General features: G+C 71.3%; 15 protein-coding genes. 5 read left to right on the top strand and 10 right to left on the bottom strand.

What is annotated here, in order from left to right; genetic code table 11:
• Positions 1 to 39 precede the first annotated feature (39 nt).
• On the bottom strand, positions 40 to 12,069 hold the full coding sequence (locus OG504_RS52725) for an SDR family NAD(P)-dependent oxidoreductase (protein WP_405987759.1): 12,030 nt from the start codon (positions 12,067 to 12,069) through the stop codon (positions 40 to 42).
• Positions 12,066 to 13,643, bottom strand: coding sequence for an AMP-binding protein (locus OG504_RS52720; protein ID WP_405987760.1), 1,578 nt, complete (start codon positions 13,641 to 13,643; stop codon positions 12,066 to 12,068). Before OG504_RS52720 ends, OG504_RS52725 begins: the two co-directional genes overlap by 4 nt.
• A gap of 319 nt (positions 13,644 to 13,962) precedes the next feature.
• Here OG504_RS52720 and OG504_RS52715 point away from each other — a divergent pair, with 319 nt between their 5' ends.
• The gene (locus tag OG504_RS52715) at positions 13,963 to 14,826 is read left to right on the top strand and encodes an ACP S-malonyltransferase (protein WP_405987761.1); all 864 of its coding nucleotides are present in this window, start codon (positions 13,963 to 13,965) and stop codon (positions 14,824 to 14,826) included.
• Between the two features lie 110 nt (positions 14,827 to 14,936).
• Here the strand turns inward: OG504_RS52715 and OG504_RS52710 are convergent, their stop codons facing one another.
• On the bottom strand, positions 14,937 to 15,209 hold the full coding sequence (locus tag OG504_RS52710; RefSeq protein ID WP_405987762.1) for an acyl carrier protein: 273 nt from the start codon (positions 15,207 to 15,209) through the stop codon (positions 14,937 to 14,939).
• 123 nt (positions 15,210 to 15,332) lie between these two features.
• Here OG504_RS52710 and OG504_RS52705 point away from each other — a divergent pair, with 123 nt between their 5' ends.
• On the top strand, positions 15,333 to 16,868 hold the full coding sequence (locus tag OG504_RS52705) for an AMP-binding protein (RefSeq protein ID WP_405987763.1): 1,536 nt from the start codon (positions 15,333 to 15,335) through the stop codon (positions 16,866 to 16,868).
• A gap of 62 nt (positions 16,869 to 16,930) precedes the next feature.
• On the opposite strand, the gene OG504_RS52700 is transcribed toward OG504_RS52705, so the two are convergent.
• The 3 genes from OG504_RS52700 to OG504_RS52690 form a co-directional block, all read right to left on the bottom strand.
• Complete coding sequence (locus OG504_RS52700) at positions 16,931 to 17,698, bottom strand: TetR/AcrR family transcriptional regulator (protein WP_405987764.1); 768 nt, start codon at positions 17,696 to 17,698, stop codon at positions 16,931 to 16,933.
• A gap of 116 nt (positions 17,699 to 17,814) precedes the next feature.
• Positions 17,815 to 18,687 carry an oxidoreductase gene (locus OG504_RS52695; protein WP_405987765.1) on the bottom strand — a complete coding sequence of 291 codons (873 nt, stop codon included), beginning with the start codon at positions 18,685 to 18,687 and terminating at the stop codon, positions 17,815 to 17,817.
• On the bottom strand, positions 18,680 to 19,555 hold the full coding sequence (locus OG504_RS52690; protein ID WP_405987766.1) for a sugar phosphate isomerase/epimerase family protein: 876 nt from the start codon (positions 19,553 to 19,555) through the stop codon (positions 18,680 to 18,682). Before OG504_RS52690 ends, OG504_RS52695 begins: the two co-directional genes overlap by 8 nt.
• A gap of 189 nt (positions 19,556 to 19,744) precedes the next feature.
• Between OG504_RS52690 and OG504_RS52685 the strand changes: the two genes are divergently transcribed.
• Entirely contained in the window at positions 19,745 to 20,407 is a 663-nt protein-coding gene (locus OG504_RS52685; RefSeq protein WP_405987767.1) for an O-methyltransferase, read from the top strand.
• A 58-nt stretch (positions 20,408 to 20,465) separates the two neighbouring features.
• On the opposite strand, the gene OG504_RS52680 is transcribed toward OG504_RS52685, so the two are convergent.
• From OG504_RS52680 to OG504_RS52665, 4 genes are all read right to left on the bottom strand, one after another.
• Positions 20,466 to 21,551 carry an HAD-IIIC family phosphatase gene (locus tag OG504_RS52680; RefSeq protein ID WP_405987768.1) on the bottom strand — a complete coding sequence of 362 codons (1,086 nt, stop codon included), beginning with the start codon at positions 21,549 to 21,551 and terminating at the stop codon, positions 20,466 to 20,468.
• Positions 21,552 to 21,647: 96 nt separating this feature from the next.
• Positions 21,648 to 22,763 (bottom strand): acyl-CoA dehydrogenase family protein, encoded by a 1,116-nt coding sequence (locus OG504_RS52675; protein WP_405987769.1) that lies wholly within the window; start codon positions 22,761 to 22,763, stop codon positions 21,648 to 21,650.
• The gene (locus tag OG504_RS52670) at positions 22,756 to 23,019 is read right to left on the bottom strand and encodes an acyl carrier protein (protein WP_405987770.1); all 264 of its coding nucleotides are present in this window, start codon (positions 23,017 to 23,019) and stop codon (positions 22,756 to 22,758) included. The genes OG504_RS52675 and OG504_RS52670 overlap by 8 nt, the downstream gene beginning before the upstream one ends.
• On the bottom strand, positions 23,016 to 23,882 hold the full coding sequence (locus OG504_RS52665) for a 3-hydroxyacyl-CoA dehydrogenase family protein (protein WP_405987771.1): 867 nt from the start codon (positions 23,880 to 23,882) through the stop codon (positions 23,016 to 23,018). The genes OG504_RS52670 and OG504_RS52665 overlap by 4 nt, the downstream gene beginning before the upstream one ends.
• 240 nt (positions 23,883 to 24,122) lie before the next feature.
• Here OG504_RS52665 and OG504_RS52660 point away from each other — a divergent pair, with 240 nt between their 5' ends.
• Positions 24,123 to 25,745, top strand: coding sequence for an MFS transporter (locus OG504_RS52660; protein WP_405987772.1), 1,623 nt, complete (start codon positions 24,123 to 24,125; stop codon positions 25,743 to 25,745).
• Between the two features lie 105 nt (positions 25,746 to 25,850).
• Positions 25,851 to 26,207 (top strand): cold-shock protein, encoded by a 357-nt coding sequence (locus OG504_RS52655; RefSeq protein ID WP_405987773.1) that lies wholly within the window; start codon positions 25,851 to 25,853, stop codon positions 26,205 to 26,207.
• The last annotated feature ends 83 nt before the right edge of the window (positions 26,208 to 26,290 follow it).

Here is a 26,290-nt window from a genome sequence, read left to right as displayed (position 1 = left end):
CATATCTCCTCGGGTCGTGGATGCGGTGGCCGGCGGACGTCAGCCGCCGGAGGTCGAGCGTGTGGCCATGCGCAGCAGGTCCGCGACGTCCATGTCCTTGATGTCCTCGGCCGACCGCTCCGGCTCCGTGTCCGGCGACGGCGGGCCGTCGCCGCCGCTCTCCTCGCCTGCTGCGAGTTCGAGGAGGGCGTCGAGCAGTCCGGCTTCGCGCAACCGTGCCAGCGGCACGCGGAGCATCAGCTCGCGCACCGACGCCTCGTCGTCGACCGGTACGGGGGCGGTGTCCAAGGCCAGTTCGCCGAGCAGGAAAGCGGCCAGGGTCTGCGGGTCCGGGTAGTCGAAGACGAGGGTCGCGGGCAGCCGCAGGCCGGTCGCCGTGCCGAGCCGGTTGCGCAGTTCGATGGTGGTGAGCGAGTCGAAGCCGATGTCCCGGAAGGCCCGCTCGGCACCGATGGCGTCGGCCCCCTTGTGCCCGATGACGGCGGCCGCGTGCTCGCGGACCAGGTCGAGGAGGAAGCGGCTCCGCTGGTCGGCGGGCAGCGCGGTGAGCCGGCCGGCCAGGCTCTGCTCCTCGGCGGGCTGTGCTGCCCGGGCCGCGGCGCGGCGGGGGCGGCGGCGTACCAGACCCTGGTAGAGGTGCGGGAGCTCCTCCTGTTCGCTCAGGACGGCCAGGTCGAGCGGGAGCGGTACGAGTACGGCCGTGTCGTGCCCCAGGGCCGCGTCCAGCAGCGCCAGGCCCTGTTCCCCGGTCAGCGCCCGCGCGCCCGCTCGTTCCATGCGGCGCAGGTCGGTCTCGTCGAGTCCGCCGCCCATGCCGGCGCCGGCCCACAGCCCCCAGGCGAGGGACTGGGCCGGCAGGCCCGAGGCCCGCCGGTGCTGGGCCAGGGCGTCCAGGAAGGCGTTGGCGGCCGCGTAGTTGCCCTGTCCGGCGCCCTCGACAAGCCCCGCCGCGGAGGAGAACAGGACGAAGGCGGCCAGGTCGGCGTCGCGGGTCAGCTCGTGCAGATGCCATGCGGCGTCCGCCTTCGGCGCCAGTACGGTGTTCAGGCGCTCGGGGGTGAGCGACGCGAGGACGGCGTCGTCGAGCACGCCGGCGGTGTGCACGACCGCGGTCAGCGGATGGTCGGCGGGAATCTTCGCGAGGACCGCCGCCAGAGCTTCCCGGTCGGCCGCGTCACAAGCCTCGACGGACACGACGGCACCCGACTCCTCCAACTCCGCGGCCAGTTCCGCCATGCCCTCCGCCGCGGCGCCGCGCCTGCTCAGCAGCAGCAGGTGGCGCACGCCGTGCCGGGTGACGAGGTGGCGGGCGACGAGTCGGCCCAGGGCTCCGGTGCCACCGGTGACGAGGACCGTGCCCTCGGGGTCCGGGCGGCGCGGGACGGTCAGGGCCAGCTTGCCGGTGTGGCGTGCCTGGCTGAGGTGCCTGAAGGCCTCACGGGCCCGTCGTACGTCCCAGGCGGTGACCGGCAGAGGGCGCAGGGCACCACTGTCGAACAGCGTCATCAGTTCGGCCAGCATCTCGTGGATACGGTCCGGGCCCGCGTCGATCACGTCGTAGGCCTGATAGGACACGCCGTTGTGCCGGGCGGCGACCTCGGCCGGGTCGCGCAGGTCCGTCTTGCCCATCTCGATGAACCGCCCGCCGGGGGCGAGCAGGGAGAGCGAGGCGTCCACGAATTCCCGGGCCAGCGAGTTCAGTACGACGTCCATGCCCTGCCCGCCGGTGGTCTGGCGGAAGGCGTCGGCGAAGTCCAGCGTGCGGGAGCCGGCGATCCGGGAGCGGTCCAGCCCCAGCGTGGCGAGAGTGTCCCATTTCCCGGGCGAGGCGGTGCCGAAGACGTCCGCGCCCAGGTGCCGGGCCACCTGCACGGCAGCCATGCCCACGCCGCCGGCCGCCGCGTGGATCAGGACCCGGTCGCCGGGGCGGGTACGGGCCAGGTCCACCAGGCCGTACCACGCGGTCAGAAAGACCAGGGGCACGGTGGCCGCCTGCTCGAACGTCCAGTCCCGCGGCACTCGGGCGAGCATCCGATGGTCTGTCTCCCCCTGTGGCCCGAACGCGTTGGTGAAGATGCCCATCACGCGGTCGCCGGGCTTGAACTCCTCCACTCCGGAACCCACTTCGAGCACGACACCGGCGCCCTCGCCGCCGAGCCGGCCTCCACCGGGATACATCCCGAGGGTGACCAGGACGTCCCGGAAGTTGACGCCGGCGGCCCGCACGGCGACCCGCACCTGTCCGGCGGCCGGACCGGTCTGCGGCTCCGGCACGGCTACCAGAGCCAGGTCGTCCACAGTTCCGCCGCCGGTGGCCTCCAGCAGCCAGTGCGCACTGTCGTGCGGGGGTACCAGCGCGGTGTCCGAGGCAGCGGTGCGCAGCCGGGCGAGGTAGGCGGCGGATGCGCGTACGGCCAGTTGGGGTTCGCCTGTCTCCAGCAGCTGCTGGAGCCGTGCCACGAACGGGTCGTCCGTCCCGGCAACGCTGTCGGCGTCGGCGTCCACCAGGACGATCCGGCCGGGGTTCTCCGCCTGCGCGGACCGGACGAGACCGCGCAGCGCGGCGCCTGCGAGATCCGTCACGTCCTCGCCGTCGAGGGCGACCGCCCCCCGGGTGAGCACCACGAGGCGGGAGCCGGCGAAGCGCTCGTCGGCCAGCCATGCCCGCATGACGTCCAGCACGTACCCCGTGGCGGTGCGCAGCCTCCGCGGCACGTCGTCGCCGGACTCGGTCCGGCACGGCAGCACCAGCGCCGTGGGTGCGGGTGTCGTACCCGCTTCGATGGCGGCGGTGAGCGCGGGCAGGTCGGGGTAGGACGGCAGGGAAGCGATCCGCGCTCCGAGGCCGATGACCGGGCCGGCGTCCTGCCGGGGCTCGGGGAGCGGCTGCGGGAGCGGTTCCCACGCCAGCCGGAACAGTGAGTCGGTGAACGTGGCGTCCGCGTTCTGCCGTACACCTGTCAGTGGACGGCCGACCAGCGAACGCACGGTCGCCACCGGCCGCCCGGCCCCGTCGGCCACGTCGAGCGAGGAGACCTCCGCACCGCGCAGGCGGCGGATCCGCACGCGCAGCGCCGTGGCGCCCGCCGCGTGCAGACTGACACCGCCCCAGGAGTACGGCAGCAGCGCCTGGCCACTGTCGTCCAACAGGGCCTCCGCATGCAGGGCGGCGTCGAGGAGGGCGGGGTGCAGACCGAACCGGTCGGCCTCACCCGCCGCCTGCTCGGGCAGGGCGACCTCGGCGAAGACCTCCTCGCCCCGCTGCCAGGCCGCCCGCAGCCCCTGGAACACCGGCCCGTAGCCGTAGCCTCGGGCGGCCAGGTGGTCGTACATGCCTGTGGTGTCAACGGGCTCGGCACCCGCCGGTGGCCAGACGCTCAGGTCGTAGGACGGCTCCTCGGCGGAGGATGCCAGGGTGCCGGTGGCGTGTGTGGTCCATCCACCGCCCGACTGCGGGCGGGCATGCACAGTGACCGCACGACGGCCCACACCGTCCGCCGCCCCCACCACAACCTGAACCTGCACCGGCACATCCGACAGCAGCACCAGCGGAGCCGCCAGCGTCAGCTCCTCCACCACCGGGCAACCGACCTCGTCCCCCGCCCGGACCGCCAGCTCGACAAAGCCGGTCCCCGGGAACAGCACACTGCCGCCCACAACATGATCCGCAAGCCAGGGCTGCGCAGCAGTCGACAGACGACCCGTCAGCACCACGGTGTCGCTGCCCGCCGGACCGACCACCGCACCCAGCAGCGGATGACCCGGCGCGTGCAGACCGGCCGAGGCCACATCGGCGACCTGCTCCGAAGTCTCCAGCCAGTACCGCTGATGCTGGAAGGCATAGGTCGGCAGATCCACCCGGCGGGCCCCGCACGGTGCGAAGAACGCCGCCCAGTCCACCTCCACACCCCGCGCCCAGATCCGGCCCAGAGCATCGATCAGCGTCCTGGCCTCGTCGCGGTCCTTGCGCAGCACCGGAACACACCCGGTCTCCGGAGCCATCGCCGACAGCACACCGTCCGGACCCAACTCCAGGAAAGTCCCCACCCCCTGGGACTCCAGCCAGCCGATTCCGTCCGCGAACCGCACCGCCTCACGGACGTGGCGCACCCAGTACGCCGCATCCGGAACCACCGGCCCACCCGTCACGTTCGACACCAACGGGATCACCGGACTGCCATACGTCAGCCCGCCCGCCACGGCGGCGAACTCGTCCAGCATCGGCTCCATCAACGGCGAATGGAACGCATGACTGACCGCCAACCGCTTCGTCCGACGACCCTCGAAACGGGCCACCAAACGGTCCACATCCGCCTCAGTACCGGAAACCACCACCGCACGCGGCCCGTTCACCGCGGCAACCGACACCTGTCCGTCCAGCAACGGAACGACCTCGTCCTCGGTGGCCTCCACCGCCACCATCACACCGCCCGCCGCAAGCTCCTGCATCAACCGGCCCCGCGCCGCGACCAGTTGGGCAGCATCCGCCAGTGACAACACCCCGGCCACATGCGCCGCCGCCAGCTCACCCACCGAATGACCCGCCACATAATCGGGTGTGACACCCCACGACTCCAGCAGCCGGAACAACGCCACCTCAACAGCGAACAACGCCGGCTGCGCAAACTCGGTGCGATCCAGGCGGTCCTGGTCCCCGCCCCACATCACCTCACGCAACGACCCGTCGACCAGCCCGTCGAAGCAGTCGAACACCTCGTCGAGGGATCGCGCGAACACCGGGAACGACGCGTACAGCTCCAGGCCCATCCCCAGGCGTTGGGCACCCTGACCGGTGAACAGGAACGCCGTCGATCCGGCCGAACGCGCCGTCACCGGCGCCTGACCACCCGCCAGCGCGTCCAGACCCCGCAGCAACTCGTCCCGGTCCGCACCGACCACCACCGCACGCCGCTCCAGCCCGGCCCGCCCTGTCCCCAGCGTCAACCCCACATCCACAGTGACCAGTTCAGGCCGCTCCGCCACGAACTCCGACAGCCGGACCGCCTGCGCACGGACCGCGTCCTGCGACACACCCGACACCACCCACGGCACCACCGGCAGCGGGGGAAGGTTCTCCGGCTCGGCCGGCTGTTCCGGGGCCTGCTCCACGATCACATGCGCATTCGTGCCGCTCACGCCGAACGAGGAGATCCCGGCCCGGCGCGGACGCCCCACCTCCGGCCAGGGCTGTGCCTCGGTGAGCAGTTCGACCGCGCCCTCGTCCCAGTCGACCTGCGGCGTCGGCTCATCCACATGCAGCGTCCGCGGCAACACCCCATGCCGCATCGCCTCGACCATCTTGATGATCCCCGCCACACCGGCAGCCGCCTGGGTGTGCCCGATGTTCGACTTCAGCGAACCCAGCCACAACGGCTGTTCCTCCGCACGCCCCTGCCCGTACGTCGCCAAAAGCGCCTGCGCCTCGATCGGATCACCCAGCCTGGTACCCGTACCGTGCGCCTCCACCGCATCCACGTCCGCCGCCGACAGACCCGCGTCCGCCAACGCCTGCCGGATCACCCGCTGCTGCGCCGGACCATTCGGAGCCGTCAACCCATTGCTCGCACCGTCCTGATTGACCGCCGAACCACGAACAACCGCCAGCACCCTGTGCCCCAGCCGCTGCGCGTCCGACAACCGCTCCACCAGCAGCATGCCGACACCCTCACTCCAGCTGGTGCCGTCGGCGGAGGCCGAGAACGCCTTGGAGCGGCCGTCGGCGGCGAGGCCGCGCTGTGCGCTGAAGTCGACGAAGGTCTTGGACGTGGCCATGACGGTGACGCCGCCGGCCAGGGCCATGGAGCACTCACCACGCCGCAGCGCCTGCGCCGCCAGGTGCAGGGCGACCAGGGACGACGAGCACGCCGTGTCCACCGTCACCGCCGGACCCTCAAGGCCGAAGGTGTACGCCAGGCGTCCGGAGGCCATGCTGCCGGCGCTTCCGGTGCCGTGGTAGCCGGTGACGTCCTCGGCCGCCTGGACGAGCCGGACGGTCCAGTCGTGATACATCACTCCGGCGAAAACGCCGGTCCGGCTGCCGCGCAGGGAGTCCGGGTCGATGCCCGCGCGTTCCATGGCCTCCCAGGAGGCTTCGAGCAGGAGCCGGTGCTGCGGGTCCATGGCGGTGGCCTCGCGGGGGCCGATCCCGAAGAAGCCGGCGTCGAAGTCGGCGGCGCCGTAGAGGAATCCGCCCTCCTTGACGTACGTCTTGCCGGGGGTGCCCGGCTCGGGGTCGTACAGACCCTCGACATCCCAGCCCCGGTCCGCCGGGAACTCCCCGATACCGTCCCGGCCCTCGGCCACCAGCCGCCACAAGTCCTCCGGAGACTCCACACCCCCAGGGAAACGGCAACTCATCCCCACGATCGCCACCGGCTCGTCCTCCCGGAGCACAGCCGCTTCGGCTGTCGAGGAAGCGATGATGTCCGAGGGCAGGGCCTTGGTGAGGACGAAGGCGGCCAGTTCGCGGGGGGTCGGGTAGTCGAAGGTCACCGTGGCGGGCAGGCGCAGGCCCGTGGCGGTACCGAGACCGTTGCGGAACTCGACCGCGGCGAGCGAGTCGAAGCCGATCTCGGTGAACGCGCGGCGGGGATCGATCGCCTGGGCGCCGTCGTGGCCAAGGACGTGGGCGGCCTGGTCGCGGACGATCTCGAGGACGAGGCGTTCGTGGTCGGCGGCCGGGGTGGCGGCGAGCCGTTGGGCCAGCGCTCCGCCCGCCGCGGCCGGGATCCCGGAGCCGGCGGCGCGCCGGACGGGTGGGGGGACCAGCGTGCGCAGGAGCGGCTGTATGTCGCCGCGGGCGCGCAGGACGGCCTTGTCGATCCGCAGGGGCAGGACGGTCGGAGCCAGGGTGCCGGGTTCGTTGCCGCAGGCCAGGTCGAACAGGGCGAGGTTGTCGTCGGCGGACAGTGTGACCAGGCCCGAGCGGTCGGTGCGGCGCAGGGTCGCCTCGTCCAGCCTGCTGCCCATGCCCGCGTTGCCGCCCCACAGTCCCCAGGCGAGGGAGAGGGCGGGCAGGCCCGTGGCCCGCCGGTGCTGGGCCAGGGCGTCCAGGAAGGCGTTGGCGGCCGCGTAGTTGGCCTGGCCGGGGGCGTCGAGGGTGCCGGCTCCGGAGGAGAACAGTACGAACGCCGAGAGGTCCAGGCCGGCGGTGAGCTCGTGCAGGTGCCAGGCCGCCTCGGCCTTCGGGGCGAAGACGGTGTCGAGGTGCTGTGCGGTGAGGTCGCCGACCAGGGCGTCGTCGACGGCGCCTGCCGCATGGACGACCGCGGACAGGGTGCGGCCTTCGAGCAGTCGGCTCAGGGCGGACCGGTCGGTGACGTCGCAGGCGACGGCTTCGGCCGTGGCTCCCGACTCGCCCAGTTCCGCGAGGAGTTCCGCGGCTCCGGGGGCGTCGGGGCCGCGGCGGCTGACCAGGAGCAGCCGCCGTACGCCGTGCCGGGTCGCCAGGTGTCGGGCGAGGAGTCCGCCGAGGCCGCCGGTGCCGCCGGTGATGAGGACGGTGCCGGGGCCGGACCAGGGGCTGTGAGGGGTCTGCTCCGTGGCGGAGGTGTCCTGCGGGCGTTGGAGGGCCGGGACCGCTGCGAGCCGAGGCACCCTGAAGGTGCCGGTGCGGATGGCGAGTTGGGGTTCTGTGGTCAGGGGTGCGGTGCGCAGGGCGGGCACGGAGGTGTGTGTGTCGTCGACGTCGACGACGACGAGGCGGCCGGGGTGTTCCGCCTGTGCGGCGCGCAGCAGCCCCCACAGCGCAGCTGTGGGCAGGTCCGGGGTCTCGTCCGGGGCCACGGCGACGGCGCCGCAGGTCACCAGGACGAGCCGGGATGCGGTGAACCGGTCGTCGGCGAGCCAGTCCTGCAGCAGTCGGAGCGTGCGGGCGGTGGTCTCCCGGGCGCTGTCCGGACCGGCGCCGGCGGTGGGGGTGCACGGGGCGATGACGGACTCGGGCTGTGGCAGGCCCGCGGCGATCTCGGCGGCGAGCGCGTCGAGTCCGGGGTGCACGGTGACGCCGGGGCCGAGCGTGTCCGGTCCTGGCGCGTCGGGATCGAGCAGTGCCCAGGAGGCGGTGTCGGGCACCGCTGCAGCGGCTGTCTCGGGCCAGGTCACGTGCAGGAGCGTGCCGTGGTTCGCGGGCCGGGCCGTGCTCGGCAGGTCGGTGGGGGCCGGCCGGGTCACGACGGATTCGAGCTGGGCGACGGGCTCTCCGGCGGGGTCGGTGAGCTGTGCGGTGACCGTGTCCGGGCCGGTGCGCCGGATGCGGACGCGGACGGTGGACGCTCCCCGGGCGTGGAGGGTGAAGCCGGTCCAGGAGAACGGCAGCCTGGGCCGGTCGTCGGAGGTCTGGTCGGTGGCGTGGGCGAGGGCCTGCAGGGCGGAGTCGAGCAGCGCCGGGTGCAGCCCGTAACGGCCGGCCTCCGCGGTGAGAGCCGGGTCGGTGGCGGCCTCGGCGAGGATGTCGTCGCCGTGCCGCCATACGGTCCTCAGGTTCTGGAAGGAGGGGCCGAACTCGTAGCCCTGGGCGGCCTGTTCCTCGTACAGGCCGGTGATGTCCACCGGCTGGGCGCCGGGCGGCGGCCAGGCCTGCGGGTCGGCGGCGGTGGGAGCTGCGGGTGCCGGGCCGGGGGCGAGGAGGCCGCTGGCATGCCGGGTCCAGGGTTCCTCGGTGCTTGCGCGTGCGTGGAGTTCGATGCTCCGGTGGCCGGTGTCGTCTGCGGGGCCGACGACGGCCTGCACCATGAGGTCGCCGCCTTCAGGCAGCGCGAGAGGGGCTTCGAGGGTGAGTTCGCGGACGGTGGGGCAGGCGGCCTCGTCGGCTGCGCGGACGGCCAGTTCGACGAAGGCCGTGCCGGGTACCAGGACGTGGCCGGCGATGACGTGGTCGGCGAGCCAGGGCTGGGTGCGGGTCGAGAGGCGTCCTGTGAGGACGAAGGTGTCGGTGCCGGCGGGGGCCACTGCCGCGCCGAGGAGGGGGTGGTCCGCGCCGGTCAGGCCCAGGGCTGCCGGGTCGGTGGGTGTGGTGGCGTCGAGCCAGTGGCGGCGGCGCTGGAAGGCGTACGTGGGCAGGTCGACGCGACGGGTGGCGCGTTCGGCGAAGAACGTCTGCCAGTCGGCCGCCACGCCCCGGGTGTGGGCGGTGGCCAGGGCGGTGACGAGTTCGCGCTCCTCGTCGTGGCCGGCCCGCAGGACGGGGGCGAAGGCGATGTCGGTGTCCGGGGCGTGCGGGTTCTGCGCGCCCATCGCGGTGAGCACCGCGTCGGGTCCCAGCTCCAGGAAGGTCCGTACTCCCTGGGACTCCAGCCAGCGGATGCCGTCGGCGAACCGCACTGCCTCGCGGATGTGGCGCACCCAGTAGGCCGCGTCGGGGACGACGGGCTCACCGGTGACGTTGGAGACGATCGGGATCACCGGCACCGCATGGGTCATGGCGTCGGCCAGCAGGCCGAACTCCTCGAGCACGGGTTCCATCAGCGGCGAGTGGAAGGCGTGGCTGACCGCCAGCCGTTTCGTCCGGCGGCCCTGGTCGCGGAAGTGGACGGCCAGTCGTTCCACCTCGGCTTCGGCTCCCGAAATCACCACCGCCGAGGGGCCGTTCACCGCCGCGATCGACACCGCACCCGCAAGCAGCGGGACGACTTCGTCCTCGGTGGCCTCCACCGCCACCATGACCCCGCCCGCCGGCAGCCTCTGCATCAAACGGCCTCGCGCCGCCACCAGCAGCGCGGCGTCCTCCAGCGACAGCGCCCCGGCCACATGCGCGGCGGCCAGCTCGCCCACCGAATGCCCGGTGACGTACTGCGGCCTGACTCCCCACGACTCCAGCAGCCGGAACAGCGCCACCTCGACCGCGAACAGTGCGGGCTGGGCGTATTCGGTGCGATCCAGCCGGTCCTGGTCGGCGCCCCAGACCACCTCACGCAGCGGCACTTCCAGCTGGATGTCCAGGAAGCCGAGAGCCTCGTCGAAGGCCCGGGCGAACACCGGGAACGCCTCGTAGAGCTCACGGCCCATGCCGATCCGTTGCGCTCCCTGGCCCGTGAACAGGTAGGCCAGGCGGCCCGGGGAGGCCATCGCGTGGACGGTGGCGGGGGCGGGGCGGCCCTCGCCGAGGGCGGTCAGGCCCTTCAGCAGTTCGGCACGGTCGGCCGCGACCACGGCGGCACGGCGGGCGAGGGCGGCCCGGGTGGTGGCGGTCGCCCCGCCGACGTCGGCGGCGGTCAGCGTGGTGTCGGCCTCGACGAGGGCGCGCAGTCGGTCGGCCTGGGCACGCAGGGCAGGTTCGCTCTTCGCGGACAGCACCACCGGAACGGGGCGGCCGTCGGTGCCGGGGGCGTGGTCGCCCTCGGTGTCCTGCGGTGCGGGCTGCTCGACGATGAGGTGGGCGTTGGTGCCGCTGACACCGAAGGAGGAGATGCCTGCGCGGCGCGGCCGGTCGCCGTCCTGCGGCCAGGAGACGGATTCGGTCAGCAGCTCTACGGCTCCCGACGACCAGTCGATGTAGGGCGAGGGCCGGTCGACGTGCAGTGTCCTGGGCAGCACTCCGTGGCGCATCGCCTCGATCATCTTGATCGTGCCGGCGACACCTGCCGCCGCCCCGGTGTGTCCGATGTTCGACTTGACCGACCCCAGCCGCAGCGGCCGTTCCGCGTGGCGTTGCCGTCCGTAGGTCGCCAGCAGCGACTGCGCCTCGATGGGGTCACCGAGCCTGGTGCCGGTGCCGTGGGCCTCGACGGCGTCGATGTCCTCAGGGTTGAGCCCGGCCTCGGCGAGCGCCTGCCGGATCACGCGTTGCTGCGCCGGGCCGCTGGGGGCGGTCAGGCCGTTGCTGGCGCCGTCCTGGTTGATGGCGGAGCCCTTCAGGACGGCAAGGACGCGGTGCCCGTTGCGGCGGGCGTCGGAGAGCCGTTCAAGGACCAGAACGCCCGCTCCCTCGGCGAAGTTGGTGCCGTCGGCCGTGGCGGCGAATGCCTTGCAGCGGCCGTCCGCGGCCAGTCCCCGCTGCCGGCTGAACGTGGTGAACGTGCTGGGGCTGGAGATGACCGTGACACCGCCGGCCAGCGCGAGCGTGCACTCGCCGCGGCGCAGCGAGTGCACGGCCAGGTGGGTCGCGACCAGTGAGCCGGAGCAAGCCGTGTCGACGGTGAGGGCGGGGCCTTCGAGACCGAGGGTGTAGGCGACCCGGCCCGAGACGATGCTCGGGGCGGTGCCGGCCATCAGGTAACCGTCGTATCCTTCGGGCGCCTGGTGGGCCCGCGGACCGTACTCGTGCGGCTCGACGCCGATGAAGACGCCCGCCCTGCTGCCGCGCAGGGGGGCCGGGTCGATGCCGGCGTGTTCGAGGGCTTCCCAGCAGGTCTCCAGCAGCAGCCGCTGCTGGGGGTCCATGGCTGCGGCTTCCTTCGGGCCGATCTCGAAGAAGTCGGCGTCGAACTCGGCGGCGTCCGGCAGGAATCCGCCGTGCCGCAGGTAGCTGGAGCCGTGGGCGGCGGGGTCGGGGTCGTAGAGCGCCTCCAGGTCCCAGCCCCGGTCGGTGGGGAAGCCGGTGATGACGTGGGTGCCGTCGGCGATGAGCTGCCACAGGTCGGCGGCGGAGCGTACGCCGCCGGGGTAGCGGCAGCCGATGCCGACGACGACGACCGGGTCGTCGGCGTCGGTGGCTGCGGCTCGCACGGTGACTTCCGGTACTGCCGGCTGTGCGGCCCCGCCGAGCAGCAGGGTGTGCAGGTGGGCGGCGAGTTCAGCGGGCGTGGGATGGTCGAAACCGACGGTGACCGGGAGTTCCAGGCCGGTCGCCGCGACGAGCCGGGCGTGCAGGTCGACCAGGCAGAGCGAGTCCAGGCCCGCCGAGAGGAACGGGCGTTGCGCTCCGAGGGTGCCCACCGGGTCGGCGGGGGGCCGGGGTGCCGCCGGGTCCTGCAGGCCGTCGGCGTCCCGGCCTGCAGTGTGCAGGGCTTCGGCGGCGAGGGTGAGGACGAGGTCGAGCAGCGTGTCGGTCTGCGCGGTGACGGGCAGAGCGGCAAGGCGGCGGCCGAGGGCGTCGCCGGCGGTCTGCGCGGTGTTCCAGGACTCACTCATCCCTGTACTCCAGTTGTCCGTCCGGCGGCTGCACGTGCCGCGAGGAGCGAGCGGTCCACCTTGCCGTGCTCGGTGACCGGAATGTCGTCGATGACGCGGATCTCCTGCGGCACCATGTAGTCGGGCAGCGTCTGCGCGCAGAAGGCGCGCAGCTGTTTCTTGTCGAGGGCGCTTTCGTCCGCACCGGCGTCGCCGGGTGCCGGGGCGGGGCCCGGCACGATGAACGCGGTCAGCTGCGGGTCCCCTCCCTGCACGGGCAGCAGCTGCACGACGGCCGCCGCGACCGCCGGATGGCTGAGCAACCGCCTCTCGATCTCGGCGAGTTCGACCCGGTTGCCACGCACTTGCACCTGCGAGTCGACGCGGCCGCAGAAGTACATCTCACCGTCCTCGCCCCGGTAGGCGAGATCCCCGGTGCGCAGCACCGATTGTCCCGAGTACGGCTGGAGGGGGTCGGGCACGAGCGTGGCGGCGGTGGCCTCCGGGTCGCCCCAGTAGCCGCTGAAGAGTGAGGGGCTGCGCAGGAAGATCTCGCCGATGACGCCGGCCTTGTCGACGGGGTTGCGGTGTTCGTCGAGCAGGATCGCCTCGCTGCCGGGTAGCGCGGTGCCGATCGACAGACGTTCCAGGTCGTCGGGGAGGGGGTGCGGCACGTCGGTGAAGGAACACGCCATCGACTCGGTGGCGCCGTATCCGTTGACGGCTCGGACCCGGGGCAGCAGGCGTTGCAGAGCGCGCAGTTCGGGCAGTGGGAAGTCCTCGCCGGCGAACAGCACCCCGCGCAGCCGGTCGAGCCCGGCGAGGGCCTCGGGCTCGTGGCGCAGCACCGGGCGCCAGATGGAGGGCACGCCGTCGACCCTGGTGGCGCCGGTGTCGTCGAGGAAGTTCACCAGTCGGCGGGGCCAGTTGAGCACCGGCCTGGGAACGGGTACCAGGGTGGCCCCGCTGCCCAGGGCCAGGCCGATGTCGAAGAGGGCGAAGTCGAACTGGAGGGGTGAGGTGCTGGCGATCCGGTCGTCGGCGGTGACCAGTCCGCGGCGCAGGATCGCCCGGAAGAAGGCGACGACCGAACGGTGGCTCATCACCACGCCCTTGGGGCGTCCGGTGGTTCCCGAGGTGAAGATGATGTACGCGGTGTCGGTCGCGGTGACTTCGCGGCGCAGCCGGCCGTGGCGCGTCACCGGCTGCTCCACCGCGATTCCGTCGGGTCCGAAGCGTGCCGTGCCGAGGCTTGCGGGCAGGCCGGTGCGGCCGCCGGTGACGGTCTGCAGGTGCAGGGCGGGCTCGGCCGATTCGGCGACGGTGAGCAGGCGCGGGGTGGAGGTCTGCGGGCTCACCGGTATGAAGGCCAGGCCGAGCAGAGAACATGCGAGCAGCAGGGCGATGGCCTCGGCGGAGGTGTCGGACTCCAGGACGACCCGCTCGCCGACGTCGAGTCCGAGTTCCTCGAGGGCGGCGGCGTAGCGCTGGACCAGGTCGTCGAGGTCCCGGTACGTGACGGCGCGCAGGCCGCCGTCGGGGGCGCGCTCCAGCACGGCCGTCGTATCGGGTGCCGACCGTGCGGCCGCCAGCATGAACCAATAGAGATTGTCGACCGATTCATGCGCGCGAGGTGCCCGCCCATTCAAAGCCACCGGAATTTCCTTCCTGGACCAATTTGCCGCACAGCCACGGGCGGCCGAATACCGAATCCATTCTCTAACACCGGCGTCACAGCACTACAAGGCCGACCGGAACGACGCCGGGGAACGGGGCCGCCGGGTTAGGGGGCCGTAGGGGTACTTGGGCCGCGACACCCGGCGGGAAACTTCGGGCATGACCATAGACCATGAACTCGATGCGATTGTCTTTCCCGGAATCACACCGTCCCGATTTTCGGACGTGGGAAAGTTCATGCTCATCAACCCCTGCGCCCGGGAATTGGTGGCGGCGGCGGACGAGACGCTGGGTTACTCGCTTCTGGATCGGTTCCGGAATTCGGAGAGTGATTTCACGGAGGCCGCCAGAGTTGCCTTCCTGGTCAACTGCCTGGCGCTGGCCCGCTGGGCCGAGGAGGAGTACGGCGCTCGCGCCGACGCGGTCGTGGGGCCGAGCTTCGGCGGCACGCCCGCGGCTGTGCACTCCGGGGCCCTGTCGTTCGCCGACGCGGTGTGGCTGACCGCCCGCTGGGGGCACGGCCTGGAGGCGTACTTCGCGGAGGAGTACGGCGACGTCGTGACCCAGTCGTTCGCCCGCACCCCGCCCGAGCGGCTCGCGACGATCCGCGCGGAGCTGGAGGAGGCCGGCGAGTGGCACGAGATCGCGTGCCATGTGGACGACGACTTCTACATGCTGTCGGTGCGTGAGCGCCGGCTCGAGTGGCTGCAGCAGCGGGTGCGCGCCCTGGGGGGCCTGCCGCTGTACACGATGCGCCCGCCCATGCACTCCCCCGCCTTCGGCAGGCTGCGGGAGCGGTTCGAACGCGGTCTGTTCGCCGAGCTGAGCTTCACGGACCCTGTCGTACCGGTCGTCTCCGACCATGACGGCTCGGTGCTGCGCACGGGCGAGCAGGTGCGCACGCTGCTCCTCGACGGGATCGTCAGGCCGGTGCACTGGCCGACGGCGCTGGCCACTCTGCGCGGGCTGGGGGTGAGCCGGCTGTACGTCTCGGGCCCGGACGGGCTGTGGGGCAGGGTGCGTTGCGCCCGGCGGTTCGACGTCGTGGCGCTGAAGCCGAAGACGGCGCTGCTGCCCCGTCGGCAGGCGGCCGTGGCCTGATGCGGACCGCGGGGCACGGCCGGACGGCCCGCCGGCACGCCGCAGCGCCCCTTCCCCGCGGGCGGGTGAAAGGGGCGCTGCGGCGCGGCGGCGGGCCGTCCGGCAGCGGGTCAGGCGGTGAGTCCGGTGACGGGGCAGACGCCCGCTCCACGCGACCTGGAAAGCGTTTCCCACAGCTTTCGGGGGGTTTCGAAGTTCTCCATGTCGAGTGCGTCGTCAAGGAACTTCACGGCGTATTCGACTTCCAGATCGGCAAGGAGCTCGACGGCTCCCATCGAATCGAGTCCAAGGTCCCTCAGGCCCATCTCCGGGCCCAGCTCCTCACCGTCCAGAAGGAACGACAGGTGTGTGCGGAGCACCTTTTCAAATTTCTCGTCCCACATGACTACCCCCGAATCTCGGAGAACCACCAAAAACGTTCTAGGGCGCTGCCAATCCTGGCGGCGGCGCGCGGCGACGTACCACCCTTATCAGCCCCTTATTCAGCCTCACGCACTGGAGTGACCGTGACCGAGAGTCTTGATCCGCCCGTACTGCACGAGCGTTTCCTGCGCTCGCTCGCCGCTCATCCGCGGCGCACCGCGCTGCACGTCGGCCCGGACGTGCTCACCTACGAGGAGCTGCACGAACTGGCCCTGAGCTGGGCGGGTGCGCTGCTGTCGGGGCCCGAACAGCCGACGGCCGTCGCCGTGCTGACCGCCAAGGGCGTCGTGAGCTACGCCGGGATCCTCGCAGCACTGTACGCAGGGGCGACGGCCGTGCCGCTGCACGCCGGTTTCCCCTCGTCGCGCACCCGGCGGATGCTGCGGGACGCCGGCGTGTCCGCGGTGATCGCGGACCGGCCGGGGCTCGCCGCACTGCAGGAGACCGGTCTGGATCTTCCCGTGCTCGCACCGGCGAGCGGCGGCGCGCAGCTGAGCGGGCACCGCGCCATCCGGGTGCGTCCCGGTGAGGCACTCACCGCGCCGCGCACCAACGGCGGCCGGGGTAGGGCCTATCTGCTGTTCACCTCGGGCTCGACAGGCCGCCCGAAGGGCGTTCCGATCAGTCATGCGAGCCTGGACTCCTACTTCCGGCACGCGGACCGGCGCTACGATTTCGTACCGGACGACGTCTTCTCGCAGGCCACCGAGGTCAACTTCGACTGCCACATGTTCGACCTGTTCTGCGCCTGGGGCGCCGGCGCTTCGGTGCACGCCGTTCCCGCGCGCGCCTATCTGGACCTGCCGGCGTTCGTCGCCGAGCGGCGGATGACGGTGTGGTTCTCCACCCCGAGCGGCATCGCCGTCACCCGCCGGCGGGGCGGCCTCACCCCCGGTTCGCTGTCCTCGCTGCGCTGGAGTTTCTTCGCCGGCGAGGCGCTGCTGTGCGGGGACACTGCGGACTGGCAGGCGGCGGCGCCCGGATCGGTGGTGGAGAACCTCTACGGCCCGACGGAGCTGACCATCACGGTCACCGGGCACCGCTGGGAGCCGGAGCGTTCCGCGCGGCTCTCGGTCAACGGGATCGTTCCGATCGGCACGGTGCATCCGGGCCACTCCCACGTCCTGCTCACGGAGACGGGCCAACTCTCCGACGTCGAGGGCGAGTTGTGCATCACGGGCCCGCAGATGGCGGCCGGGTACTTGGAGCCCTCGGACGGCGAGGGCCGGTTCCTGCACCACGACGAGCGCATCTGGTACCGCACCGGTGACCGGGTGCGGCGGCTGGAGAACGGTGAACTCGCCTACCTGGGGCGGCTCGACGCACAGGTCCAGGTGCAGGGCTGGCGGGTGGAGCTCGCAGAGGTCGACGCGGCGGTGCGGGCCTGCGCGGGAGTGGTGGACGCGGTCACGGTGACCAGGCCCGCACCCGAGGGAGGCCTGGAACTCGTGGTCTTCTACACCGGTGCGCCTGTTCCGCCGGCCCAGCTGGCGCGGGAACTGGGCCAGTCCCTGCCCAGCGGACTACTGCCGCGCCGCTACGAGCACGTGGAGGCCTTCCCGCTGAACTCCAACCGGAAGGTCGACCGCAGGGAACTGACCGCACGCGCGGCGGCGTAGGCCCCGGACACACCGGACCCGCCGCCCGGTGATGTCCGGGGCGGCGGGTCTCGGGTGGGGGCTCAGACCGCCGTCGAGTGGGCGGCGCGCCCGGCGATCAGGGTCTCGATGCCGTCCAGGACACAGCGCAGGCCGAACTCCTCGCCATCGCCGGCCGCCGGATCGAAGGCACCGGAGGACATGGCCGCCATCAGCGCGGGGTAGCGGTCGCTGTGTTCGCGCACGATCTCGGCGACCGCGGATCCCCACTGGTCGTCGGGGGTGTCCTGCTCGACCGGCTCAGGGCCGGAGGAGCGGTAGTTCCAGCTCTGGACGAGGCCGCTGACGGTGAACACCGCGTCCAGTTCCTCGGCCCCGGTCAGCCCGGTGCCGGCGAAGGCGGAGACCGCGACCTCGAGCCAGTTCAGCTGGTTGGGTCCCATGAGGCGAGGCCGGGCCGCCAGTTCGAACATCCATGGGTGGCGGTGGTAGACACCGGTGAGTTCGCGTGCCCACCGCTCCAGCTTGGGCCGCCAGCCGCCCGTCTCCTCGTCCAGAGCGGGCGGCTCACCGATGGCCGTGTCGATCATGAAGTCGATCAGGTCGGCCTTGCCGGGAAGGTACCGGTACAGCGACATCGGCGTGAAGCCGAGCTCGCTGGCCACCCGCTGCATCGAGACCGTCTGCAGCCCCTCGGCGTCGGCGATCTTGACCGCCGCGGCGACAATGAGCTCCACGGACAGCGCCGGCTTCGGCCCGCGGCTGGCACGGTCCTTGCCGCCCCAGAACAACGCTGCGCTGCGTTTCGTCCCGGAGTTCTTGCGGGTCACCTCGTTCTTGCCCGCGGCCATGTGCGCTCCCCACTCGGCTCCGACCGCCGCCAGAGCACGGCACGGCCTGCTCTGGCCAGACGTTCGTACGAACACTTTCGGTAGCAGGATAAGGCGCCTGACCCGCCGGACGGGTCCTACCGCACGCCAGGACGGTGGGTCAGCAGGAACGGCACGTCCGTCAGCTTCTCCGAGATTTCCCACAGCCGGACGGCGAGGTCCTTGTCGAGGGCCCTGTCAGCGGGCATCAGCGGCGCCGGGCCGGGACCGTAGTAACCGCTGGGCCGCGCTCCGGGCGAGGTGGCGGCGTAAAGCGTGGGCTCGGCACCCTTGTCCGCGGACTGCAGGAAGAGACCGACCAGCTTCTTGACCGGTTTGGGCAGCGCGCCGATGTTGGTGGCTGTCGTGCCCGGATGGACGGCGAGGCTCAGCAGGTCGAGCCCGGCCACGACGGCACGGCGCTGCAGTTCCTGTGCGAACAGCAGGTTGGCCAGCTTGGAGCGGGCGTAGGCGCTCATCCTGCCGTACTTCCGCTCGGCGGCCAGGTCGTCGAAGTCGATCTCGCCCTCTTCGTGGGAGTCGCTGGTGACGGTGACGACGCGGGCTTGCGGGCGGGCCGTGAGCAGCGGCAGCAGCCGACCGGTGAGGGCGAAGTGGCCGAGGTGGTTGGTGCCGAACTGCTTCTCGAAGCCGTCCTCGGTCAGCCGGCGGGCGATCAGGCCCACTCCCGCGTTGTTGATCAGCAGGTCGAGTCCGTCGAGGCGGTCGGCGAGCCGGTCGGCGAGAGCGTGCACCGAGGCGAGGGAGGCGAGGTCGAGCGGGACGTATTCGGTCTCCGTCCCCGTCGTCCGGCGAATGTGCTCGACGGCGGCCCGGCCCCGGGTCTCGTTCCGGCAGGCGATGAGGACGTGGGCGCCCCGGCGGGCGAGCTCGCGTGCCGTGGGCAGTCCGATGCCGCTGTTGGCACCGGTGACCAGTGCGGTGACGCCCTTCAGATCCGGCTCACTCATGGCCCGCGCTCCTCGCGTCCGAGAGGATCTTACGTACGGCGGCCACGGTGCGCTCGGCGTTCTGCTGGGGAGTCAGCTCGCGCAGTTCGATGGAGATCACCTCGACGGACACGGGCACGTCGACGCCCTTGTCGGCCAGTGTCCTGGTCAGTGCGACCAGGTCGAAGTCGCCCTCGCCGGGCAGCAGCCTGTGGTGGATGCAGTCGTCCTGCACCGACCCGACGGGCTCGGCGTGGCCGTCGGCCAGCTCGAACCCGGTGATGTGGCGTCCGTCGACCTTTGCCAGGCCGGCCGGGCCGTAGGGGTCGCGGAAGTAGTGCCAGGCGTCGATCAGCAGGCCGCCGTTGGAACGGTCGGCGGCCACGACGACATCGGCTGCGACGTCGTAGTTGAACGCCGGGAACACCGCGAAGGGCTCCAGTTCCACGGTCAGGCCGTGGGCGGCGGCCCGGTCGCACAGCGCGGCGAACCGCTCCACGAGCAGGTCGAGCGGGGCGAGCGGGGCCGGCGGGATGAACACCGCGCTGGTCTTGATGCGCTGTACGCCGAACACTTCGGCGGCCGCGTACATGCGGTCCTCGGTCTGCCGGGCCTGCCGGTACTCGTCGCCGTCGGTGTGCCAGCCCAGCAGGAGCTCGAGCTCGCCGATGCGGATGCCGTGGTCGTCGGCGATCGTCCGCAGGGTCCCGGGCGTCTCACCGGCCGGCAGGGCCTCCAGTTCGTACGTGCCCATGCCCATGCCGGTGGCGCCCACCTCGGCGAGGGCCGCGACCCGGTCCTTGAAGGAGTCGCGCACCGGCGCGGGCCACAGCGAACCCGTGAGGTGGGGATGGGCGAAGAACGGACTTTGCTGGTCGAGAAGGCTCATGTTTCCTCATCCGTCGTGGCCTGCGTCGACTTGCGTCTATCGGGCTCTTGAATGCCTGTCAATGGAACTCCATTGAATCGGCGTCGCACGCCCCCGGACCATCGGGAAGACCCCCTAGATGCGTTCTGCCGCCCCCTAGAAATTTCCTCGGCCCGACACCGGCGATTATTTCCCAATTAGCCTCGCGGTATGGCCAACCAAGTGGAATGCACCGAGGAAGTCCTCGCCTACCTACGGGACGTGTCCCTGCGGGACGATCCCGTGCTCAAGGGCCTGCGTGCCGAGACGGCCGCGCTGCCGGCCGGGACGGCGTTGCAGGTCATGGCGGAGGAAGGCCAGCTGCTGGCCCTCCTTGTGGCCCTCACCGGGGCCCGCAGAGTACTGGAGGTGGGCACTTTCACGGGATACAGCACCCTGTGCATGGCCCGCGCCCTGCCCTCCGGCGGCTCGGTGGTCACCTGCGACATCAGCGACAAGTGGCCCGCCATCGGCGCGGAGTTCTGGAAACGGGCGGGGGTGCACGATCGTATAGAGACCCGGGTCGGGCCCGCCGCGGACAGCCTCGACGCACTTCTCAAGGAATCCGGCGCCGGGAGTTTCGACTTCGCTTTCGTCGACGCCGACAAAGCGAACTACCGGACGTATTACGAGCGTTCTCTGGAATTGCTGCGCCCCGGCGGTCTCATGGTGATCGACAACACGCTGTTCTTCGGCCGGGTCGTGGACCCGGCGGCCCAGGACCCGGACACGCGCGCCGTGCGGGATCTCAACGTGTTCCTGCGCGACGACCTGCGGGTCGAGCTGTCGCTGCTTCCGATGGCCGACGGGATCACCCTCGTGCGCAAGAAGTAGGCCCGCGGGGGAACACGGCCGGGGCGGCACCCTGTCGGGGTGCCGCCCCGGCCGTGTTTCAGCCCACCGGGTCCGGGGTCAGGTCCGGTGCTTCCAGGCGGAGCGTGGTGGGCGGGTCCTGGGGTGAGGGCGTCAGGTGCAGCCGCTGGATCCCGTCGCCGCCGGCCGCTTCGAGCGTCTCCAGACAGCCACACGGCTCCTCGGCGAATCCGGCGAAGCGGTAGGCGATCTCCATCATGCGGTTGCGGTCCGTGGTCCGGAAGTCGGCGACCAGATGGACGCCGGCCCGGCAGGCCTGGTCCACCAGCCAGTTCAGGATCACCGTACCCGCGCCGAACGAGACCACCCGGCACGAGGTGGCGAGCAGCTTGAGGTGCCAGGCACGTTCGCCGGTGCGCAGCAGCAGGACCCCCACCGCCCCGTGCGGACCGAACCGGTCGGCCATGGTGGTGACGAGGACCTCGTGCTGCGGGTCCGCGAGCAGGGAGCGCAGCCGTTCGTCGGAGTAGTGCACGCCGGTCGCGTTCATCTGGCTGGTGCGCAGCGTCAGTTCCTCGACCCGGGTGATCTCCTCGTCGCCGGCCCGGCCGATGGTCAGGACCATCTCCAGGGAGCGCAGGAACTCCTCGTCGGGTCCCTGGAAGCGCTCCTTCTCCGCCTCTCGCTCGAACCCCGCCTGGTACATGCGCCTGCGCCGGAGGGAGTCGACGGTGACCGTGGCGGGACTGAATTCCGGCAGGCCGGTGAGTTCCAGGGCCTGCGTCGCGTCGTAACAGCGCACCTGCGGTGCGTGGTAGGCGACCTCGGCGCGCTCGGCGGGCTGGTCGTCGATGAAGGCGATGGTGCCCTCGGCGAACCTGAGGCTCGCGGCGATCTCCCGTACGGAGTCGGACTTGCGCCCCCAGCCGATCCTGGGGAGCACGAAGTACTCGGCGAGGCCCAGCTCCTCCAGGCGCGCCCAGGCGAGGTCGTGGTCGTTCTTGCTGGCGATCGACTGCAGGATCCCGCGGGCGTCGAGGGCGGTGACGGCCTCGCGTATCGCGTCGGTGGGGCGGACGTCCCCGTCCTCGAGCAGGGTGCCCTGCCACAGCGTGTTGTCGAGATCCCAGACCAGGCATTTCACCAGGGTCGGTGCGTCGGTCACAGTTCCTCCTGAGGTGGTTGATGTGGTGTGTCTGCCGGCCGGCGGCGGGAGACGGTCCACGTGCACCACCGCCGGGGCGCCGGCCGGCACACCGCGTCAACCAGCCCTGGAGGCGGCCAGAACGTGCTGGGCGAGGATCAGCTCACAGATCTCGTTGGTGCCCTCGATGATCTCCATCAGCTTGGCGTCCCGGTACGCGCGGGCCACCGTCTCGCCGTCGAGGGACCCGGCGGAGGCCAGGACCTGTACCGCGGTGCCCGCGGCCCGGGCGGCGTGGCCGGCACTGACGTGTTTGGCCAGGACGGTCGAGACGACCATGTCGGGGGAGCCCGTGTCCCAGTGGCCACTGGCGTGTTCGCAGGCCCGGGTCGCGGCCTGCTCCGCGATGTACAGCTCGGCGAGATGGCGCTGGACGAGTTGGTGCGCGGCGAGCGCGGTGCCGGACTGGTGGCGTCGCCCGGCGTGGCGCACGGCCGTGTCCAGACAGGCGCGGAGGATACCCACGCAGCCCCAGGCGACCGAGATGCGCCCGTAGGCCAGTGCCGTGGTGACGATCAGCGGCAGTGGCAGTCCTGCCCGGCCCAGGACGTTGTCCGCGGGCAGCCGTGCCCCGTCGAAGAACAGGTCGGCGTGGCCGGCCGCCCGGCAGCCGAGGGGGCTCGCGATGCGTTCCACACGGACGCCGGGCGTGTCCTTGGGGACCACGACGAAGGCCGCGTCGCCCTCGAAGCGGCCGGCGATCAGCAGCAGGTCGGCGTAGGCGGCTGCGGTGACCCACTTCTTGCCGCCGTCCACCACGACGGAGTCACCGTCCGAGCGGATCTCGGTGGTCATCGCGGACAGGTCACTGCCCGCCTGCGGTTCGCTGAACCCGACCGCGGCGAGGCTGCCCGAGGTCAGTTGCGGCAGCAGCGCGGACTGCTGCGCGGGGTTGCCGAGCCGACGGACGGTCCAGGCGGCCATGCCCTGTGAGGTCATGATGCTGCGCAGCGAGCTGCACAGGCTGCCCACGTGGGCGGTGAACTCACCGCTGTCCCGGCTCGTGGCGCCGATCCCGCCGTGGGCGGCGGGGACTTCGGCGCACAGCAGTCCGGCCGCGCCGAGCTTGCGCAGCAGCGCGTCGGGCAGCGCTCCGGTGAGGTCCCACTCGGAGGCGTGGTCCGCGACCAGGTCCCCTACCAGGCCGCACGCCTGGTCCAGTGCCTCAGACACCGTCGCCGGCGGCGCTGCTGAGCCGCTCCACGAGGGCCGCCATCTTCCGCGCGGTGCGGAAGTTGTCGAGCTTGAGGTCGGCGCCGACGATGGTGACGCCGTAGGTCTGTTCGAGGTGGACGACGAGCTCCATCGCGAACATCGAGGTGACGAGTCCGGTCGCGAACAGGTCGTGGTCCGCGGCGACCTGGGTGCCGATCCTGGTCTGCAGGAACCCGAGCAGCTCCGTCTCGGGCGTCGTCGCGTTCGTCGTCATGACAGTGCCTTTCCGTAGTCGTAGAAGCCGCGGCCGCTCTTGCGCCCGAGAGCGCCTTCGCGAACCTTCTCCAGGAGCAGTTCACAGGGCTTGCACCCCTCGTCGCCGGTCCGCTCGTACAGGGCGGCGAGGGAGTCGACGAGGTTGTCGATGCCGATCAGGTCGGCGGTGCGCAGTGGCCCGGTGGGGTGCCCCAGACAGCCCTCCATCAGGCTGTCGACGGCCTCGACCGTGGCGGTGCCCTCGCCCACGACCCGGGCCGCGTCGTTGATCATCGGGTGGAGCAGCCTGCTGGTCACGAAGCCGGGTGCGTCACCCACCACGATCGGCATCCGGCCGAGTGCGGTCATCAGGGCGGTCACCCTGGCCAGCGTCGCCTCGCCGGTATGGGCACCGCGGACCACCTCGACCATGCGGATCAGGTACGTCGGGTTCATGAAGTGGGTGCCGATGAGGTCCTCGGGGCGGTCCACGTCCTCGGCGAGCTCGTCGACGGGGATGCCCGAGGTGTTGGTGATCACCGGGGTCCCCGGGGCGACCCGCGCCGAGATCTCCCGCAGCACCTTCGACTTGACCTCGGTCAGTTCGGTGACCGCTTCCACGACCGCGTCGAAGGGTCCGCCGGTGTCGAATTCCGTGGCGGTGCGCAGGGTGCCCGGTTTCCGGTCCGCGGGCAGGGCTCCGAGCAGGCCCGCGTGACGAAGGTGCTGGGTGATCCGGGTGCGGGCGGTGCCCAGCACGTCCGGGTCGTTGTCGGTGAGCAGCACGTCGGCGCCGTAGCCGAGCGCCATGGCCGTGATGTTGGCACCCATCACGCCCGCGCCCACCACGGCTATGCGCGAGGCACCCCGCTCGGTAGTCATCGGCCCTCCGCTTTTCCTGGAATTCAATTGAATATTTGCGTTCGAAATATACGGAATACGCTACGTAAGCGATCCCGTGGGGGTCAACCCCTAAGGGTTTCCCCCGGGCCCCTAACCGCCCCGGATCCAGGCACGGTTGACAGCCCGGCCGACATCTGTGTACAACATAAACGCAATGGCCTATGCCGTATACGGTTAGCTTGATCGGCGCCCCGAGGAGTGCCGGGACATGGAGGAACGATGAGCACAGCGAAGGCCGGGGCGGCTCCGGCCCGCGGACAGTCCCGAGGGGCGGATCGCAGGTGGATTGCGCTGGCAGTCCTCTGTGTGGCCGCCCTCGTCATCAGCGTCGACCTGACCGTCCTGCAGCTGGCGATCCCGTCGCTGACGGAGGACATGAACCCGAGCGCGAGCCAGATCCTCTGGATCGCGGACATCTACGGCCTGGTGATGGCCGGCCTGCTGATCACCATGGGCATCATCGGCGACCGCATCGGACGCAAGAAGCTGCTGGTGCTGGGCGCCGTGCTGTTCGGCGGGGCGTCCGCGCTCACGGCCTGGGCACCGAACCCGGAGTCGCTGATCGCGGGCCGCGCACTGCTCGGTGTCGCAGGCGCCACGATCTACCCGACGACCCTGTCGATCATCCGGAACATCTTCACCAACACCAAAGAACGCACTGTCGCGATCGGCATCTGGACCGGCATGATCAGCGGCGGCACCGCGCTGGGCCCGATCGTCGGCGGACCGCTGCTCAACAACTTCTGGTGGGGCTCGGTCTTCCTGATCAACGTGCCGCTGATGGCGGTCGTCTTCCTCGGTGGCCTGATCCTGCTGCCCGAGTCGCGCAACCCGAAGCCCGGACGGCTCGATCTGTTCAGCGTCGTGCTGTCGGTGATCGGCATCCTCGCGGTCGTCTACGCCATCCAGGAGTCCGTCCGTGACGGCTTCGGCGAGCCCAGGATCTACGGCACCGCCGCGGCCGGCGTCGTCGCCCTGCTGCTGTTCGTCTGGCGGCAGACCCGGCTGGCCGAGCCGATCCTGGATGTGCACCTGTTCAGGAACCGCGCGTTCTCCGGCGCGTTCGTGGCGAACTCGTTCACGATGTTCGGCTCGGTCGGCGTCCTGCTCCTGATCAGCCAGTACCTGCAGTTCGTGCACGACTGGTCGCCGATGCGTGCCGCTCTCGCCCTGCTGCCCCCGGCCGGAATGGGCATGATCTGCGCCCCGCTGGTCGTCCAGCTGATCCCGCGTCTGGGCCAGGCCCGTACCGTCGCACTCGGCCTCGCCCTGCTCAGCAGCGCGATGTTCCTGTACAGCAGGGCCGATGTGAACGCCGGCTACACCGCGCTGCTGATCCCGACGCTGCTCCACGGCATCGCCGTCTCCTGCATCTTCGCCTGCACGGTGGAGATGATCGTCAGCAGCGCGCCACCGGAGAAGTCGGGCATCGCATCCGGTATCGCCACCACCGGCGGTGAGCTCGGCGCGGCGATGGGCATGGCGGTCCTGGGCACCGTCCTCAACACCATCTACCACCGCCGGATCGATCTGCCGGACGGTGTCACCGGGCAGGCGCGGCGGCTGGCGAGCGACTCGCTCGGTTCGGCCATCGACGTTGCCGGACACGAGCCCGCCGGCCTGAGCAAGGAGATCCTTGCCTCTGCGAAGTCGGCCTTCATGGACGGCATGCACCTGGCGGTGGTGATCAACGGCACCATCCTGCTGGCCATCTGCCTCTTCACCCTGTACTCAGCCCGCGGCCTGCCGAAGATCCTTCCGCACCACGAGGAGGAAGCCGGCCGGGACACGGTGCCCGGGCAGACGCAGCACACCACGACCGACGCGGGCGTGCGTGGCTGACCGGCCGGGCCCGTCCCGCACCGGATGAGAACGACCGCTGCCGGGTGTACATCCCCCGGCGCCCGGCAGCGGTTTCCCTCAGAGAGAAGAGAAGGTCGAGCCGTGATGGTGGGAAGGATCATCCGCTACGACGATGCGCGCGGGTACGGCTTCATCGTGCCGCGCGGTGGTGGTCGGGACGTCTTCGTGCACGCCAATGACTTCCTCTCCGACAGAACGCTGCTCAGGCCGGGCGTCCTCGTCCGGTTCGACGTCTGCGAATCGGAGCGCGGCCTGCGGGCCGTCACGGTCAGCCCTGTCGAGGACGAGCGCGACACGGAGGCCATGTCCGTCTCCGAGTTCGTGCGCGAGGTGACCGACACCCTCACCGAGGAACTTCCGTCCCTGCCCCGCCGGCAACTGGCACGGGTCGGAGAAAGCCTGGGCGAGCTGGCCCGACGGCACGGCTGGCTCGCCGACTGACCACCCCCCGGGAGGTGCAAACCCCCGTCATCTCCCGGGGGGCTCCGCGCGTCCGGCGCAGCGGGCCCCTAAATGCCTCTCCG

The sequence above is a fragment of the Streptomyces sp. NBC_00986 genome, from assembly GCF_045162565.1.
GTDB lineage: Bacteria > Actinomycetota > Actinomycetes > Streptomycetales > Streptomycetaceae > Streptomyces.
The sequence above is the reverse complement of the archived record's forward strand: the minus strand, read 5'-3'. Positions and strand labels throughout refer to the sequence as shown.